Annotated in this window: 8 protein-coding genes; all 8 read left to right on the forward strand. The window is 40.0% G+C overall.

Annotation, left to right across the window (positions count from 1 at the left end):
- Positions 1-14 precede the first annotated feature (14 nt).
- The 8 genes from RT138_RS01610 to RT138_RS01645 all read left to right on the forward strand — a co-directional run bounded on the left by RT138_RS01610 (position 15) and on the right by RT138_RS01645 (position 18,034).
- Positions 15-4,463 carry a hypothetical protein gene (locus tag RT138_RS01610; protein ID WP_313189235.1) on the forward strand — a complete coding sequence of 1,483 codons (4,449 nt, stop codon included), beginning with the start codon at positions 15-17 and terminating at the stop codon, positions 4,461-4,463.
- Between the two features lie 15 nt (positions 4,464-4,478).
- Entirely contained in the window at positions 4,479-10,823 is a 6,345-nt protein-coding gene (locus RT138_RS01615; protein WP_313189236.1) for a hypothetical protein, read from the forward strand.
- Between the two features lie 4 nt (positions 10,824-10,827).
- A complete protein-coding gene (locus tag RT138_RS01620; RefSeq protein WP_313189237.1) occupies positions 10,828-12,150 on the forward strand; it encodes a contractile injection system tape measure protein in 1,323 nt (440 codons plus the stop codon).
- Positions 12,151-12,200: 50 nt separating this feature from the next.
- The gene (locus tag RT138_RS01625) at positions 12,201-13,556 is read left to right on the forward strand and encodes a DUF6851 domain-containing protein (RefSeq protein ID WP_313189238.1); all 1,356 of its coding nucleotides are present in this window, start codon (positions 12,201-12,203) and stop codon (positions 13,554-13,556) included.
- Entirely contained in the window at positions 13,546-14,934 is a 1,389-nt protein-coding gene (locus RT138_RS01630) for an ATP-binding protein (protein WP_313189239.1), read from the forward strand. The genes RT138_RS01625 and RT138_RS01630 overlap by 11 nt, the downstream gene beginning before the upstream one ends.
- Before the next feature lie 163 nt (positions 14,935-15,097).
- Positions 15,098-16,426, forward strand: coding sequence for a gluconate:H+ symporter (locus RT138_RS01635; protein ID WP_313189240.1), 1,329 nt, complete (start codon positions 15,098-15,100; stop codon positions 16,424-16,426).
- Positions 16,427-16,454: 28 nt separating this feature from the next.
- Positions 16,455-16,925 carry a RidA family protein gene (locus RT138_RS01640; protein ID WP_313189241.1) on the forward strand — a complete coding sequence of 157 codons (471 nt, stop codon included), beginning with the start codon at positions 16,455-16,457 and terminating at the stop codon, positions 16,923-16,925.
- 2 nt (positions 16,926-16,927) lie between these two features.
- On the forward strand, positions 16,928-18,034 hold the full coding sequence (locus RT138_RS01645; RefSeq protein ID WP_313189242.1) for a D-TA family PLP-dependent enzyme: 1,107 nt from the start codon (positions 16,928-16,930) through the stop codon (positions 18,032-18,034).
- Positions 18,035-18,040: the final 6 nt, after the last annotated feature.

Consider the following 18,040-nt stretch of genomic DNA (forward strand, 5'->3'; position numbering starts at 1 on the left):
AAAAGTCAGAAGTCATGCAATGTAAAGAGCTTATACATCCATTTCAAAACGATCCAGGTGTCAGCCAAAGGCAGCGGGTTATGGATGATCTGTTGGGGGGAACTGCCCAAATCGATGCAAGGAGCTTAGCAGATCTGCTGGATTATTTTGAAAAACTATCTAGACATATCAATTATTATGATGCTGACCTCAATGTATCGGATTGGCAATCCTTCTTTCAGAACAGTTTGCCTTTTACCATTACATCCATCTTAAAATATGATGCCGAAACGATAAGGGAAAAGCTAGCTTTCTATAACTTGCTTTTTGAAAAATCGCCTTCAAAATCCAGCCTTCAATTGATCGTTAACTATGTTTTTCGATCTATTATCTACAAGATCTATTTCTGGAACTCCAAGCTCGAAGGCTCCGAATTGCCTGTAATGTTGTCATTGGATAAAATCATAAAAGATAAACTTGCTGACAGCTTGAAGGTCTTTATAGTTCAGGTCAATTCGGCAGTTAAATTCTTTCGGATCAAGCCGATTAACCTCATGTGTTTCCTGGAATCGGATGAATGGAATTTAGACCTTACAGATTTATATGCCGTAAAAACCAGCCAATCCATGCAGGATTCTGGAAAGAATAAAAGATTGAGGATGATGGCCCTGAAGAATGAAATTCTTTCTATTGGCGAATCTTTTATTACCGTCATCGACTCACTTCATGCAGCAGCTGAAACCAGCTTAGAACCCAGTTTCCTTTCTTTAAATGATGAATTCAAAGAGAAATTGAGTCCGCATTTGGCCTTGTTGTTCTCCTTTTTGAAGCTTTTTAGATATCTGCAACAGGATTTAAATTCCTTTACGAAAAAGCACCTTGATTTCTTTTATAAAGAAGTCTTGTTATTGCGTTCAAAACCAGCTATTCCTGATCAGGTACATCTAGTTTTTGAAATACAAAAACATATTCAAAAGTATCTTTTGAAGGAAGGTATCATAGTTAAGGATAGCAAGGATGCCAATAAGGTAGAGATCCAATTTGCTTTGGATGATCAGATCGTAGTGAATAAAGCCAAAGTGGTCGAACAACGTACGCTTTTCCTCAATAACAAAGTGCATGCAAGCAACAGCTATTTGGAAGGTGTATATATGTCCAGCAATGCTAAGATGGCAGATGGTGTTGAAAAACCCTTTGAGGATATACAAAATTCAAGCTGGCCGACATTGGGTTCAGCACTCAGTAAATATGTGGATCCTGAAAGCAAGTTTTTGAAACCATATCCAAATGCAAGGTTAGGGTTTGTGCTTGCCTCACCCGTTTTATTTTTGAGTGAAGGCACTCGGAAGATTGAAATTACCTTAGCCTGTAAACTGCATCAGAATGTATGTGAAAATGAAAATGATGTCTTTGCATTTTATGAAAGAATACGGACAGTCATTAATGATAAATTCTACCCTATCAATCGTGATCTTATAGCGCAAGCAGTCAAAAAAGGGATCAGTAAGTCTCTTAAGGAGAAGCTTGAGGCAGTATTATGGAAAGACAGCCCCATTGGGAAGCAGATTTCCTGTTATTATCCATTAGAAGAGGCTTTATTTGAGAAAACCATTACCGATTTAGAATATAGAGAACTTATTTCTTCTCCAGAGGAGATTGCTGTTCTAAAAGATATTTTTAAACCGATCAAAGCATTCAATATCGCATTGACCGGAAAGAAAGGCTGGTTAGTTCCAGATCAAGGGGTTGAAATAGCCATGTCTAACATCAGTGGGTCCAGTACTTTTGAAATCAATATTTCCTTGGCACTGAGTCCGGATCAAGATGGAATAGTGAACTATGATGATGAACTGTTCAAAGAAGGTTTTGATACCGCATTACCACTGATGAAAATAAACCTTGACGATCGAGTAAAAATTGAGCAAAATGTTAAGTGGACAAGTCGAGAATCCTGTTGTGAAAGAAAAGCAGAAGATGAAATCCAGTTAGTTTCCCTGTATCAATTTTTCAGGAGCGTTAAGATTTCCAATACCAAAGGCACGAAGATCAAGGTCAATGTATGTGGCCTTAAAAATTTTGTTGTTCAGAATAGCGAGAGCTTGCAGAACGTCAATAGTCCGATCTATCCTTTTGGTACTCGACCTGAGATTATAGATTTTGATATAAAGAACCCGCCAAACCTTAATAATCCAACCAACTTAAATTTATTGGGTCCAGATTTCTTTATCGGAAGTCAAGAGGTATTTACCAAGAAATGGAACGAGATCCATATTAAGTTAGATTGGAAAGAAAAGCCAACCGACTTCAGGGATTATTATAAAGGATATTTAAAAGAAGGAGGCCTATTTGGTCTTGATGAAAACAAGTTCTTGATCAATTTAGCTGTTTTAGAAAACGGCAAATGGATAAAGGAAAAATCGCATGGCTCACCTACAACTAAAGCTGTTAGCATTCAAGGGGAAACTTATAATGATAGGAAACTATTTGAAAACAATAATAGTTCTACCTGCTCTGGTAGCAGTGAGTTTGATCAAACCATCTTTTTGAGGAATACCTTTTTTGAACTCAATCAGAAATTTTCAAAAAACAGTACTCCAATAGAACAGTATGAAGTCGGGACCTCTGAAGGTTTTTTAAAGATAAACCTACAGGGGCAGGATTTCTGCCATAAGGTCTATTCTTATGTCCTAGCTAGGCAGATGATGGCATTGGGCAAACTCCCCGACAGCAAATTAGAAGATGCCATTTATTATGATGGCGCCGGAAACCTTATTGTTTTTAGCACTAACGCTATTTTGCAGAGTATCGAAGATGCCAAAACTGTTTCTACTCGGGTGGAAGATGATGTGAATAACCCATCTGACGGTATTAAATCTAAAATGGGCGATATTGGTGCCGGTAAAATCAATGAGGCCGAAGCCGATTCTATCCGGCGAACAGTTCTACCTCCATTCTTTGGAGAGTTTTCCAATAAGAATTTAACAGGTGATGTATCATTTCTGAAGAACCAGATCCTACAGATTCGAAATATCATCGATAATAATGATCTCTTTCAGGCAGTTATCCCCAATGAACCTTGGACACCCATCATTAAAAAGATGGAAATTGACTATGCTGCTACTGCCAATATGGAGGATATCGAACTCATTCATCTCTATCCTTTTCCTGGTACCTATAAGCTTGAACAATTGGAACATCAACCCAGCTTATTGCCGACCTTTTGCGATGAAGGAAATTTATTTCTTGCTCTAAAGGATCTAGTACCAGGCAGCAATGTGAATATACTGTTTCAAATGGCGGAGGCCACGGCCGATTCCGAATCAGTAAGAGAACCGGTTTCATGGCATTATTTGGAAAACAATGAATGGAAACCGCTAAGGAATGGATTTGAAGTCTTGGACGATGATACCGATGGTCTGACCAGTTCTGGAATCATTAAGTTTTCCATTCCTGCCAATATCAGCAATAAAAACACGGTCCTTCCGAAAGGATTGCATTGGATAAAAGCTGGAATCGCCAAAAACAGCAAATCGGTCAGTGAAACCATTGGGCTATTTACCCAGGCCATTAAGGCAACCTTTACCAATGAATCTTTGAATGACAAGCTAAGGCTTGATAAAGGTTTGCCAGCAGGTTCGATATCCAAGATGAAGGATGCTGATGTCGCCATCAAATCTGTTTCTCAACCCTATGATTCATTTGCTGGAAGGGTTCCTGAAGCCGAAGGGCATTTCTATATCCGGGTATCCGAGCTCTTAAAGCATAAGGGGAGGGCAATTCAAAAATTTGATTACGAGCGTTTGGTCTTGGAAGCATTTCCACAATTATATAAGGTGAAATGTGTGAACCATAGTTTCGCATTGGATGCGCATCACTATGTCAACGATATCCCGATGGCACCTGGCTATATTATTATGGCGGTTATTCCCGATATGAATAAATTGAAGGCTTCCCAATTGTTTGAACCTAGGGTTCCGGTAAGCCTGTTGGAAAGCATCCAAGGATATCTACAGGAAAGAAGTTCCCCATTTGTGAAGGTTCGGATCATGAACCCAAGGTATGAGGGAGTCAATTTCTGTTTGAAGGTGAAACTGCTGAAAGGCATGGATGAATCCTTCTATAGAGAAAAATTGAAACAAGATCTGCGTGAATTTCTAGCTCCTTGGGCAATCGGTGAATTTGATAAACTAACCTTTGGCCAATGCATCTACGAATCTGATATCGTAGGTTTCTTGGAGTCTAGGGATTATCTCGATTATATCGTGGAATTATGGATGAAACACGCCGATGAAGCAGGCTCGGTATTGGGTTCTTTCAATAAGGTTGTCTGTCCGATTAGCCCGAGGTCCATCCTTATTGCTGGAAATATCGATGTCAAGATTGAACAGGCAGATTGTGAAAGATGGGCATCTCGTAAAGAGGCAGAACCATGCCGCAATCCGGCCATCCCAATTGAAAATTATTGTAATAAGAGTTATGCATAGGTAAAATGCAAGATCATGGCAAGCCAAGGAGAAAATAAGAAAACGATAAACAAGGACAATGCTGGTTTTCCTGCCTACTTAGATTTTGAAAAACTAAGAACAGAAGGTATAGCCTACCTTGGTAAACTCTCTGGAAAAATCTGGACTGATCATAATGTCCATGATCCTGGTATTACCATCCTCGAAATACTGTGCTACTCGCTTCTTGATTTAGGCTATAGAACCAATTTACCTAGCATTGATTTGTTTAGTAGGGATCCTAAGGAAACTGGACCTGATAATAATTTCTTTACTGCAGCAGAGATCCTGAGCTGTAATCCATTGACCATAATGGATTATAGAAAGTTCCTGATCGATATTGAAGGCGTAAAGAATGCTTGGTTAGAAGTTGCTACCGATCAAACTGACTTTTGTAGGCCAAGGTATGATAAGCAATCAACCAATTTCCAAAACAATGATTGCGTTGATTATCTCAACGGGCTATACCATATTTTTATTGAGCCTGAAAAGGATGTCAATAAGGATTTTCCTGATGAATTAACAGCTAATGCCTATTTAGAAGCATTGAATAAAACCATCAAAGACAGATTGATGGCCCATCGGAACTTCTGTGAAGACTTTGTGGATATTACCATGCTTTGCAAGGTAGATATTGGAGTCTGTGCCGTGATAGAACTGCAAAATGACGCAGATGTCGAAAAATCTTATCAAGATGTCGTGCAAAGGCTAAGGGATTTTATTTCACCTGTACCAAAATTCTATACCCTACAGGAACTCTTGGACCGTCAAAAAGATATAGAAGATATTTTTGCGGGTAGACCTTATAATCCCGCGGAAAGCCATGGCTTCATCGATACAGAGGAGCTATCAGCCTTAAAACTGAAAAAGGAAATCCATTTTTCAGACCTGTATCAGGTTATTTTAGCGTCTGAAGGTGTGAAATCAGTAAACAAACTAACCCTAAGAAATTGCGAAACAGGACGATTTAGTGATATAAATACATGGAAGTATAAGGTTCCCGAAAATCATATCACTAATTTTTCGATAGCCTGTTCGGGCATTCAATTTACGAAAAACGGAATCCCGATTGATTTTGATAGTAAAAAGTTTGAAGGACTGTTTAATCTCAATTTCGCGAATTCAGGCAAAGTACTGTACCAATTGCCATCGGCTTATTTAGACCATGCCATTCCAACTGGCACCTTCCATGAGAACTTAGATGAATATTTCCTGTTACAAGATGATTTTCCAAGGGTATATGGCATCGCCGAAGGTGGATTGCCAGATGATGTCTCCGACCGTAGGAAAGCACAGGCACTCCAGTTAAAAGGCTATTTGCTGTTCTTTGACCAGCTGTTAGCTGGCTATTTGGCCCAGCTGAAAAACATTCGTGCCTTATTTTCCATGAACTCTGCAGAAGATGGCCAACGAAGAACCTATTTCCTCAATCAATTGACCGAGAAACCGGAGTTGAGCAAATTACTAAGGTTTGCTGTCGGAACAGATCAGAATGAAGTCTTAGGAGCAGTTGGTGATAGCCTAATTCGCGTGATTAAAAAAAGTCAATTGGACCAATTGATTAATGACCATGCAACTGATATTTCATCCTTGCAACAGTTCCAATATAGTTCATTGATAAAGCAACAGATTGCCATCAAACAGTTAATTGAGGATTTTGGCAACAATAGCTATGAATATGGCTTTGTCCATGATCCTGAAGGAAAGATATACTATTACATCAAAGGCACTTCAGATGATTTCGCTCTGATCAGTAAGATAAGCTTTCCTTCCATTTCTGCCGCAAATCTGCATCTCAGTTCAGTAGCCTATGTAGGTTCCTTTGAAGAAAATTATAGGAGTTTTATCATTGATGAAAACCATGTATCCTTTGATATTGAATTAAACATGGCTTCCTTCAAGTCCTATCTTGCCCTGATACTGGAAGATGATAATCTTTATGCGGAACGTAGAAATACATTCTTAAATCATCTCTTAAGTCGTTTTGCAGAAAGGTTTACAGATGATGTGCTCATGCAATTCAATCAACAACCAAACCAGTTGATTCAAGCCAAAGAGGATTTTCTCAGCCATTATGATGAGATCAGTTCCAATCGAGGCAGGGCATACGATTACTTAAAAGATGATTGGAACAATGATAATATATCTGGTTTTGAGAAAGAAGCCAAATATCTTGCAGGGATCCCCAATAAACGATTGCACAGCCTGTGCAACTTTGTTGTTGAGCAGTTAGATGAATATTACCTCGTAGAGTTAAGCATAGCAGAGGAAACCTATTTCAAACTGTCTGAAAAGTTTGATTCTCCGAAGGAGGCTGAAGAAGCTGCGCAGATGGCTTTCGATTCGCTTGCCCAACCTGAAAGATTAAGGACAAGGTATATCCCTCATGAAAAGATGTACAGCATTGTCTTGCAATATGACGATCGCTCAAGTGTTCCATTCTATAAACAATATGCAACTTCTCAAGAGGCCGATGAGGTAAGGTCTAAACTAAATCGGATGTTTTCCAAACAGCCCGTAGAAGATGTTTATATCAGTAGTTATGCGCATAAGGCTCAATTGCTGGACCATAATGGTAGCATCCTTAGGAACTCTGTGGAAGCTTTTGATTCCGATGTGAGTGCCATGGAAGCCGGTCGAAAGAACATGAGCAAATTGAATGACAGCAATATCTGGTCTGCAGAAGATTCAAAACAACCTAAAATTACCCAGCTTACTCTCAATGATCTTGATGTGGATGATCCAAATTATTTGGACATCAAAGCCTTTAAGATCAATATCAATAATACCATTGTTGGTAAACCCGATAAGTTTACCTACGATATATTAGACCATGCCAATTCCTTTAAATTTTATGCGGCAAAAGAATTTTCGAGTAACAAAGAAGCGAAAGCCAATGCATACTTGGTATTGAAACTTGCCGGAAATTCAAAAAACTATGCCCTTCACCGAAGCTCCATCGATTCCAAATGGCAACTTCAAATTGTCTATCAAGAGGAGGTCGAGGCCATCTGTTATGCGGAATTCGAAACCGAAGAAGAAGCAAGGGAGCTACGTGATCTCATTATCAGCTCTTTTCAAAAGGCCACCTATAGATTGTCCACAAATTCATTTCCGAAAGGATGGAAATTTAATTATGAATTAGGTTTTGACCAAGATTCCAATTATAAGTTCAGTAGTAGCAAGGAATATCCATATAAGGAAGAGGCTATTAAAGCTTCACATGCTTTCCAACAAGCTATTCCCACATTAAGGCTTGGTAAAAGTAAGAATGGAATTATCCTGACCCAACAAAATAGAGGCAGTAAATTGCCTACCGTCAATTTGGATACGGCGGAATTTCAGGAAGAAAGCATCAATCGAGCTTTAGATTCCCAGAAGAGCATTGCTCAGTATGCCAATAGCAATAAATCCCAGAACTTTAGAACCTCCATTCGGAAGGAGTCCACAGATAATTCAGCCCGATATATTTATAGGCTGGTGGATAAAGATCATGTCTTGGCCTATTATCAGGAACAATTCCTATCTAAGGAAGAAGCGGTTTTAGCCAAAATGAAATTGTCCAGGTTGTTTAAGAGAAATCTAAACCATCTACAGTTATGTTTAGGGTCTGCCGTGGTCAAAGAAGTGTCTTGGGCAAATAAGCAAAAAAACAAGGCATATACCTATCAGGTTCGGGCCCATAATATCCTATACAAGTCTGCCGGACCTATCAATGAAGAGTTGGTGCTATTCGAAAGCCTTAATACCTTTTCTACCAAGGAACAGGCTCTTGAAGCTTTTGAAAACAACTATTTCCATATATTGGAATTAGCAGCAGTAGAACAGAATTACGGAACCCTCATCAGTTTCGAAGAGAAAAGGAATACTAATACAGCGGCGCTGGTCTATATCCCTTTGGTAACTCAAGAAGAGATTAATGCATTTGGAGAAGGCAACATTCCACAAATGCTGATGCAATTAGTGCGGACCTATCCGATAAAAAGGAATGATGAACATTACTATTTTGAGACTTTCCATTCTGCAAAGAATCCCCGAGCTTGGCATAGTGTCAAAGAATATCCTACTGCGGAAGCAGCTATGCAGGATTTTCTCTTTTTCTTGATGCTCCTAAAGTATGCAGGCAATTTATATGTTGACTGTGATTTTAATGATGATGGAAAAGGTGACTTTCGGATCTATATCCGTGAGGTATTAGCGGAAAGTACACAACGCTTTTTCACCGAGGAGGAGGCATGGGGACTGGCAGGTGTCGAAAACCTGATCTGTGCCGTTCAATCCAATATCGGTTTCCGAAAATATCAACGGAAGGAAGATTGCTGTTTTTCGTTCTATATCAATTGTGGTGCAGACTTCTTGATTCATCCATGTACATACGACACGGCCAAAAAGAGAAATCAGGTTGTCCTTGATCTATATGATCAATTCAAACGCTTCCATGAAAGAAATGCCTATTCTATTTCTACTGAAGATAATGCTTTGATTTTTCACGATGAAGGCGGAAAGCCATTTGCAACCAAAAGGTTTGGAGCAAATGATAACCAAGAATATTGTGACCTTCTTTTTGATTATCTGGAAGAATTACAAGCATTAGGAAATGAATATGTCATTGAAAAGGAATTTGTTTTTATCAAGGACAAAAATGGACAGGTAATACTCCAATCTTATAACCAAGGTTGGACAGCCGAATCATTTAAAGAGCAATTAGACCTATTTCTCTGCTTTTTTCCTATTACCCGAAGCAAAAATCAAAATAATGAAGGCTATCAATATCAGATAGAAATAAAACTGCCTGGCTTTAATTCCTGTAAAGAGGAGAATACCGTAGACTGTGGTTGTTCCGATCCAGTGGAGGAGGAGCCTACCTGTTATGTGGCTTGGAAAACTTCCTGCCCAATTGATAATTGCTATATAGCCATGCGGTTGTATAGCTTGACCAGCCATTTGCTCAGCAATTTCGAAAATTATCAATCCATACTGGATTGCAGCTGCAATTCATTCGGTATTGCAATGGATTTCAACCTTCCGGAATATAGGGAGCAGTTTTCTGTCAATGGAAGACAGATTGCCTTTAATCCACAGTGCTATGAAACATCGCAAGAGATGTGCAAGGCTGTCGAACGGGCAAAAGATCTCATTAATGCCGAAGGCTTACAGGTTGTTGAACATATTCTACTCAGACCTCGATGTGAAGAAGACTGTGAATTTCGACAAAGCCTGTATTGTAATGAAACCTATGCCTATTGTGGCTTCACTTGGAAAGCTGACCAGGAAGATCCATGTTCCGATCAATCGGATATTTGCTTTGTCCCAGCGATGGATCCCTATTCCTTTATTGCAACTGTAGCTCTTCCAGCGTGGCCGAGAAGGTTCCGTTCTAAAACTGGAAGAATGCTAATGGAGGATATCCTATACCGTTTGGCACCAGCCCATGTTATGTTGAGGATATTGTGGCTTGCACCTCATGATTATTGCTGTTTTGAATCGAAATACAAAAACTGGAGGAAATGGCTTGCCAAGAAAAATACCTGTATAGAAAATTTCTCGAGCGATGATTTCTTGAATTTCCTATTCCATCGTAATTATGAGGATTTAGTGGATTGCGAAACTTGTAAACCATGCAATAATCAAGTTGAAACATATAATCCTTGCCTGTACCGAGAAGTTAACCAAGAAAACAGTTACAGCATGCAGCAAAGTTTCCTAGACCAGGTAAATGCTTCATTTTGCTGGCGGGTTTCCTATCCTGGTGAATACCAATTTATCAGTTGCGATCAAAACAATCAACCCAACTATGATTACATCCGCAAGGTCCAGAAAGAGAATAAAGAAGAAGAAGAAGAAGAAAAACCTATTGCGCCTGTATTAAGTGCTGTAAAGCGAGGCAATAGTAAAGAATTGAAACTGCTGAAAGAAAAACGCATAATGCACTATCGATCAGCAGTAGAACAAGTAGCTGAGAAACTCCAGAAAAATCTGGTTATTCAAAGCGTCCAAAATTATATGAGCGACCCTAATTTGGCAATAAACCAATTGGAAGCTATCGTAACGCAAATTATTGAAAACAAAAAAACTACCGCAAAGAACTACGTGGTCCTAAATAAACCCCAGATGCACCGTGTCTTGGAATCCGTAGTCTGTTATGCCTTGGATCAGGTCAACCACAAGAAAAAGAACAAAACTGATCTTTCCCTTATCAATGCCGCTTTTGAAAGGTTGCGGAAAGCGAAAATTGATGTAGCCGCGATCTATAATCATTGGGATGGAACGGAATTAAAGAAATATCAACCCGCAATCAATGTACTTGAAATCAAGAGTCTTCTATTAGGAAATAAGAAGTGAAATCATGCTGCATATCATCAGAAAACAGCGTATTGAGCTCCTACTGTCACAAGGAGAAGCTAGTTTTAGCATACAGCAAAAACTAAGTGATCAATATTGGGAGTTTTTTGTGCCCTTGATCGATGAAATCCTAACGGATTTATCCAACGAGGATGAGGTGTTATCACTAGATTCCTTGACCATTGATCTGGGGAATATTAAGCCATTGGATTTGGATCATATCAAATCCAATGGCAGATTAGTAGAAAACATAAAGCAGCAGTTAGAGGAACAGATACTAAAAGAGAGAGCTTTAAAACATCGAGTGAATATTCAACATACGGCTCTTTCGGACTTTCATAAATGGATTTCTTATTTGCGACAGGGCTATCTAGAATGGAATGTTGAATTTCCGATAGATGCCTGGCAAGAACATGTTCTAGCGTCCCTTTCTAGTACGATGGAGACCTTAAATCATTTCATATTGGAGGTAGAACGTAGTCCCAATTTCCGAATTCGATTAGTGAGGCAACATGCAGATAGTTTTTTGAATAGGTTGATTAAAGTAATAGCACCAAAACATGAAAAAATATTGGATAAAAAAGTAAAGGAATTTTTCGCTATTGCATCCAAAAACAAAGAAATCAATGCTGGAAACATAATGGTCTGGCGAGAGAAGTTTTGGCTGGATTTAATTCAGGTCGTTTCAAATGAATTCTTTAATTCCGATTCTGCTGAATTCAAAAATCGCATTGAGCAAATTAAAGTAGATGACCATTCCTTTGCAAATCCACTGATTGATCAGTCACGAAGTTTTGAAGAGCTTAAAGAAATAACCGAGATTAAAGAAGCTATTTTTCAGGACCATGTAGGGTTGGTATTATTACATCCCTTTTTAAACTCATTATTCAAACAATTGGGATTGGTCAAAGACAAAGATTTCATATCTCTGGATGCTAAAGAAAAAGCTATCTACCTATTACATTTTGCAGCAACTGGAAAGGAACAGCCTAAGGAATATGAATTGACCGTTCCAAAATTGCTTTGCTCTTATCCGATAAAAGCCGCAATCCCGACTGCAATAACATTAAGCCAGGATGAAAAGGAGGAAGTAATCGCTATGATGGAAGCCTGTATTGCAAATTGGGAAATATTGAAAAAGACTTCTGTTGAAGGGTTAAGGGAAGGCTTTTTACAGAGAAAAGGAAAAATAGAGCTGGGAATGGATAAGATTACGATACAAGTGGAAAAAGGTCCTATCGATATGTTGCTGGATTACCTGCTATGGAATTTGAATCTGATAAAATTCCCATGGCTAAAACAGCTTATCCATATAGAATGGAGGTAAATTTTAGAGGCTGAAGAACGAATTGTCGAATGAATTTATAGTATAATATCATGGCAGAAAAACCGCTAGTGTTAAAATGGAATCAACTTATGCTGGAGGCCATCAAGTTGACCAAAACCTCTGCTCCATTGGCTGCGAGAGCATTGGCAATGATGCATACAGCAATGTATGATGCATGGTCTGTATATGATAACTGTGCCTATAGCACCAGTACAGCTAAATATATAAAAATCCCAAAATCTAACTGTGCCAAGGATAATATCCGGAAATCCTTCAGCTATGCTGCTTACCGGATTCTGGTGAATCTATTCTGGTTAAAATTGCCTGCTGAAGAAAAGGATATTTTCCGTGATTTTATGTGCCAGCTGGATTACGACCCTGACCATAAAACCCTGGATATTTCCAAACCGGAAGGTATTGGCAACCTCATGGCAAAATTAACCATCGAACAGCGATATGGGGATGGAAGCAACCCTTATGGAAGTCTGCATATGCCAAGGTTTTCTGACTATACAGGTTATAAACCTATCAATCCTCCCGACCAGCTGATTAACCTCAGTTATTGGCAACCCCTCCAGAAAATTAAGGAAGGTTCCAAGATCAGGTTCCAACGATTCCATGTTCCTCATTGGGGCTTGGTGCAAGCCTTTGCACTTCCATTTAACTGGCAATTCAGGCCGGAGGCACCTTTTACCAAGGAACAACCTGAGTTCAAGCAACAAGCCCGGGAAATCTTGGATATCAATGCCGCATTAACGGATGAACAGAAAGTGATTGCTACTTACTGGGAAGATGCCAGAGGTACCTTTACAACTCCAGGACATTGGTGTGAGATTGCACAGTTCGTTGCCCAAAAGGAATTCTACAGGAACTCCCAATGCATCAAGCTTTTCTTTGTGCTCAGCAATGCGTTGTTGGATGCATCTATCGCTAGTTGGGAATGCAAACATCAATATCAATCTGTCAGACCTGTCACGGCTATCAGGAACTTATTCAATGGCCTACATGTACATGCATGGGGAGGTAGCTGTAAAGGAACGGAGACGATCAAGGGGGATCAATGGAATCCTTATCTGAAAACGCCAGCGACCCCAGAATATATTTCTGCCCACAGTTGCTTTAGCCGCGCTGCTGCGGTTATTCTGAAGAACTTTACAGGGAATGATGCCTTCGGAGGCAGGACAACCATCAAAATGGGTTCTTCAAAAATTGAACCCGCGGTAACTCCCTGTATGGATATCGTACTGGAATGGCCGACCTATTCTTTCGCTGCAGAGCAAGCGGGACTTGCCTGTATCTATGGGGGAATTCATTTTCCCAAGGCTACCGCCGAGGGCCATAAGCTTGGTCTGAAAGTAGCTATGACCGTTTGGGAAAAAGCAAAAGTCTATTTCAATGAAAAGTAAAAAGGAAAATAAAGATCTAAGCATTAGCTTTCTTGATATCAATGCCCCCGCGGAACTCAAATTCCTGGAGCAGTTGATCTTGTTCCGTTTGAGCAATTGGTTCCCCGGTGAAACTGAATTTGAAAAGCCTAAACCTGTTTATAAAACCTGGTCCAAAAAGCTACAAGAATTTATCAAGCAACATCAACTAAATGAACAAGAAGCTTGTCTATTACTGATTGGGATGGCTCCTCATATGCAAGCCGACCTCTTTGATAATGCCATCAACTTTAAACTACAGCGCTCCGGAGATTTTCAAAAAATAGGTGGGGTAAGGGGAAAGGATTTTAGAGGATTTATCCCTACGGGTGAAACCGCTGTCTTTCTTTTAGGAGATGATGATTTTGATAAAAAGACCGCAATCCATAAGCTGTTTTGGGCTGACCATATTTTTGATAGTAAAAAAATCTTATGGTTAGATGATGTGCCAGTAGGCGAGCCTGAGATGAGCGGAAAGATCTTGATTTCCAAAGAATACCTCGATGCATTTATCTATGGCGAGTCTACCCAGCCTAAGTTCAGTGTTAATTTTCCAGCTAAATTAATCCGTACCAAATTGGAATGGAAAGATTTAGTCATCAATGATGAACTCCAAGAGCAGATCCAGGAATTGAAGAGCTGGTTAAAATATAATAGCATCCTGATCAACGAATGGGGAATGGGGGGTAGGATAAACAATGGTTATAAAGCCCTGCTATACGGTCCTTCAGGGACCGGTAAAACGCTTACCGTCGGGTTATTGGGCAAGGAAGTCGGTAAGGATGTTTACAAAATCGATCTCTCGATGGTCATGTCGAAATATATTGGGGAGACCGAGAAAAACCTGGAACAGATATTTGCAAAGGCCGAGGACAAAGGCTGGATCCTGTTTTTTGATGAGGCGGATTCCTTATTTGGAAAAAGGACCAATGTTCGAGATGCCCATGATAAATATGCTAATCAAGAGGTTTCTTACCTGCTGCAACGTATTGAGGAGTATAATGGCATGGTAATCCTTGCTACCAATATGAAAAATAACATTGATGATGCCTTTATGCGTAGGTTCAATGCCATTTTGAAATTCACTGTTCCCGAAGCAGCAGACCGCGCCAAAATATGGAAATTAAGTTTTCCAGAAGAAGCCTTGTTCTTTAATGATAAGAACGAAAAGGTAGATATTCCAGAGCTCGTGAAAAACTATGTTGTATCAGGAGGCTCTATCGTCAATGCAGTGCACTATTCCTGTATCAAAGCCATAGAAAAATCTACTCCCGAAAAAAATCAAAAATCCATATATCTCTCCGATGTATTGGACGGAATCCGTAAAGAGTTATTGAAAGAAGGCAAACCTTTCCATTAACAGCTATACTGAATTTAGGGCAATAATAACTTCATGCCCCTTAGAACCCTTAAATATTTATTTTTAAAATCCCTCTCTTATTCGCCTAGGTATTACTATTTTAGGGATAGCAATTACCTTAGGCTTTCGCTATGAAAGCTTCCTAACCTTCAATATAAACTAAATGGTATTTACAATCGTACTTCTTAGCCTATTGTTGCTAATCATTTTCATTACCTATTTTAAAATCAACACGTTTTTGGCCTTCCTGATCGTATCGATCCTAGCTGCCATCGTCCTTGGGATACCACTGGCAAAGATTCCGGGAACAGTTGAAAAGGGGATAGGATCTATCATGGGCGGGCTCACCTTGATCATTGTGTTAGGTGCCATGCTCGGAAAGTTGATAGCCCATAGTGGCGCAGCAGAAAATATTGCAACCGTCATGGTTCGCCTGTTTGGTGTCAAGCATCTGCAATGGGGAATGGCCTTTACCGGTTTTATTGTCGGTATACCATTGTTCTATGGTGTAGGCTTTGTGCTTTTGGTTCCCCTAATTTTTTCAATAGTCTATAAATACAAATTACCATTGGTCTACATCGGTCTGCCGATGCTGGCAGCTTTGTCGGTAACCCATGGTTTTATACCTCCACATCCGTCTCCAGTAGCCTTGGTCGTCCTGTTCAATGCCAATATGGGATTGACATTGATCTATGGATTGCTCATTGCCATACCTGCCATAATTATTGGCGGTCCTTTGTTCAGCAAAACCCTAAAGAATATCAAGGCTGGTAAATCCGAAATCTTTCAACCGGTAGATCCAAAACCAGAGGACGAGGACTATCCTAAACCGGGGGCTTTCAACAGCTTCTTTACCGCTTTATTGCCGGTGGTCATGATCGTTTTGTTTACCGTATTACCTTATGTGGTACCAAAGGAATCTACTTTCATGCATGAAATCATTGCATTTTTAGGCTCGGCAAATATCGTTATGCTCATTGCCGTTATCTACGCTATGTTTTCCTTAGGGATCTTTCAGGGCAGACCCATCAAAGAGGTGATGTCGGTGTATGCTGATGCGGTCAAGGACATTGCGATGATCCTTTTGATTATTGCTGGTTCCGGGGTATTCAAAGAGGTTATGGAGGCCAGTGGTGTCAGCTTAAAATTGGCTGAGGCCCTACAAGGCTTACCCATTCATCCGTTGATATTGGCATGGATCATTACGGCCATCATCCGTGGATGCATAGGTTCGGCAACTGTTGCTGCACTCACTGCAGCAAGTGTGCTATTGCCTTTGTTGCAGGCTACAGATATCAATCCAAACCTGATGGTCCTTTCGATCGGTGCGGGAAGTCTCATGTTTTCACATGTAAATGACTCCGGATTTTGGATGTTTAAAGAATATTTAGGAATATCGGTAAAAGATACCTTTCGATCATGGTCCATGATGGAGGCAATTGTCTCTACGGTTGGTCTGATCGGTGTAATGATCTTATCTTTATTTATATAAAAAATTACTAATCAAAAAATAATAAATCATGTGGAATGCAGATGAACAATTTGAAAAATTAGGTTTAACATTACCTCCAGCTCCAAAGCCACTTGGGGTATACAAACCCTGTTTGGTCGATGGAAAATATCTATACTTATCTGGTCATGGTACGGTTCAAAATGACGGAACCTTAATCATTGGGCGCGTTGCGGAAGATATGGACATGGAAGCTGGTAAGTTAGCGGCTAGGCAGGTTGGCCTGGCTATGCTGGCAACGATAAAAGCCAATTTAGGTTCGCTGAATAAAGTAAAACGCGTTATCAAAGTTTTAGGAATGGTCAATGCCACACCTGATTTTGAAAGACACCCCTATGTAATCAATGGTTGTAGTGAATTGTTTGCTTCAGTTTGGGGCGAGGAAAATGGTATTGGGGTGCGATCAGCAGTAGGCTTTGGTTCGCTTCCAGACAATATCCCCGTGGAGATTGAAGCTATGTTTGAATTACATGAGGGCTAATCATGGAAAATTGGTTTGAAGTAAAAAATTCAGATTGTATCGCTTCACCTGCTCTTTTACTGTATCCTGATCGGATAACCCGAAATATTCGCCTGCTCAAAAGAATGGTGGCCAATGATACGTCAAGGTTGCGCCCTCATGCAAAGACCCATAAAATGCTTGAAGTGAGCAAGATGATGATTGAGGAAAGTATAGAGCAGTTTAAATGTTCTACCATTGCTGAAGCGGAAATGCTGGCATTGAGTAATGCAAAGGATGTCCTTTTGGCCTATCAGCCCGTAGGACCAAATATCTCACGGTTCCTGAAATTGATCCAAGAATATCCCAACACTCATTTTTCCTGTTTATTGGATAATGTGGAATCTATTAAAAACGTCAATTTTCAGGCTAGAGAGCAGGGAGTAAAAACCAGCATTTACCTGGATCTTGATGTAGGCATGGGTAGAACTGGAGCTTCCATAAAAGACATCGAAAAGCTCTGGAACTGCATTGCCGAACAAGACAGTTTGCTTTTGGAAGGCATACATGGCTATGATGGGCAGATCAACAATGTTGATGCTTCCATCCGTGAAAAAGAGGCAGATTCAGGCTATGATTTATTGAAGCATGCATTTGATTATTTTCAGGAAAAATGTACTTATCCATTGAAAATAGTAGTGGGCGGTTCGCCTTCGTTTACACGGCATGCAGAACGTCCGAATGTGGCCTGTAGCCCTGGAACCTTTGTGTTCTGGGATTGGGGCTACTCCCAGAAAATCCCCGAACAAGGTTTTGAAGTCGCCGCAGTACTATTGACCCGAGTGATATCCGTGATCAATGAGCATCGCATATGTATAGACTTGGGTTACAAAGCCGTTGCTTCGGAATCTCCATTGCCAAGGGTTAAGTTTTTGAATGCCGATGATGCCGTTCCGATATTGCAGAGCGAGGAACATATGGTCCTCAACGTCAATGATAGCAATGAGTATCCAGTAGGTACGGAACTCTATGCCATTCCTTTGCATATCTGCCCAACCGTGGCCTTGTATGATAAAGTCGCGGTCATCACTGACCATCAAAAGGTTAAGAATTGGCAAGTTGTAGCGAGAAATAGAATGTTAAATATTTAAGGATAT

The sequence above is a fragment of the Sphingobacterium sp. genome, assembly GCF_032065005.1.
GTDB lineage: Bacteria > Bacteroidota > Bacteroidia > Sphingobacteriales > Sphingobacteriaceae > Sphingobacterium.

Coding starts and splice junctions, on each gene's coding strand:
- RT138_RS01625 (WP_313189238.1), top strand. CDS start 12,201: ATGGCAGAAAAACCGCTAGTGTTAAAATGGAATCAACTTATGCTGGAG.
- RT138_RS01620 (WP_313189237.1), top strand. CDS start 10,828: ATGCTGCATATCATCAGAAAACAGCGTATTGAGCTCCTACTGTCACAA.
- RT138_RS01610 (WP_313189235.1), top strand. CDS start 15: ATGCAATGTAAAGAGCTTATACATCCATTTCAAAACGATCCAGGTGTC.
- RT138_RS01635 (WP_313189240.1), top strand. CDS start 15,098: ATGGTATTTACAATCGTACTTCTTAGCCTATTGTTGCTAATCATTTTC.
- RT138_RS01615 (WP_313189236.1), top strand. CDS start 4,479: ATGGCAAGCCAAGGAGAAAATAAGAAAACGATAAACAAGGACAATGCT.
- RT138_RS01645 (WP_313189242.1), top strand. CDS start 16,928: ATGGAAAATTGGTTTGAAGTAAAAAATTCAGATTGTATCGCTTCACCT.
- RT138_RS01630 (WP_313189239.1), top strand. CDS start 13,546: ATGAAAAGTAAAAAGGAAAATAAAGATCTAAGCATTAGCTTTCTTGAT.
- RT138_RS01640 (WP_313189241.1), top strand. CDS start 16,455: ATGTGGAATGCAGATGAACAATTTGAAAAATTAGGTTTAACATTACCT.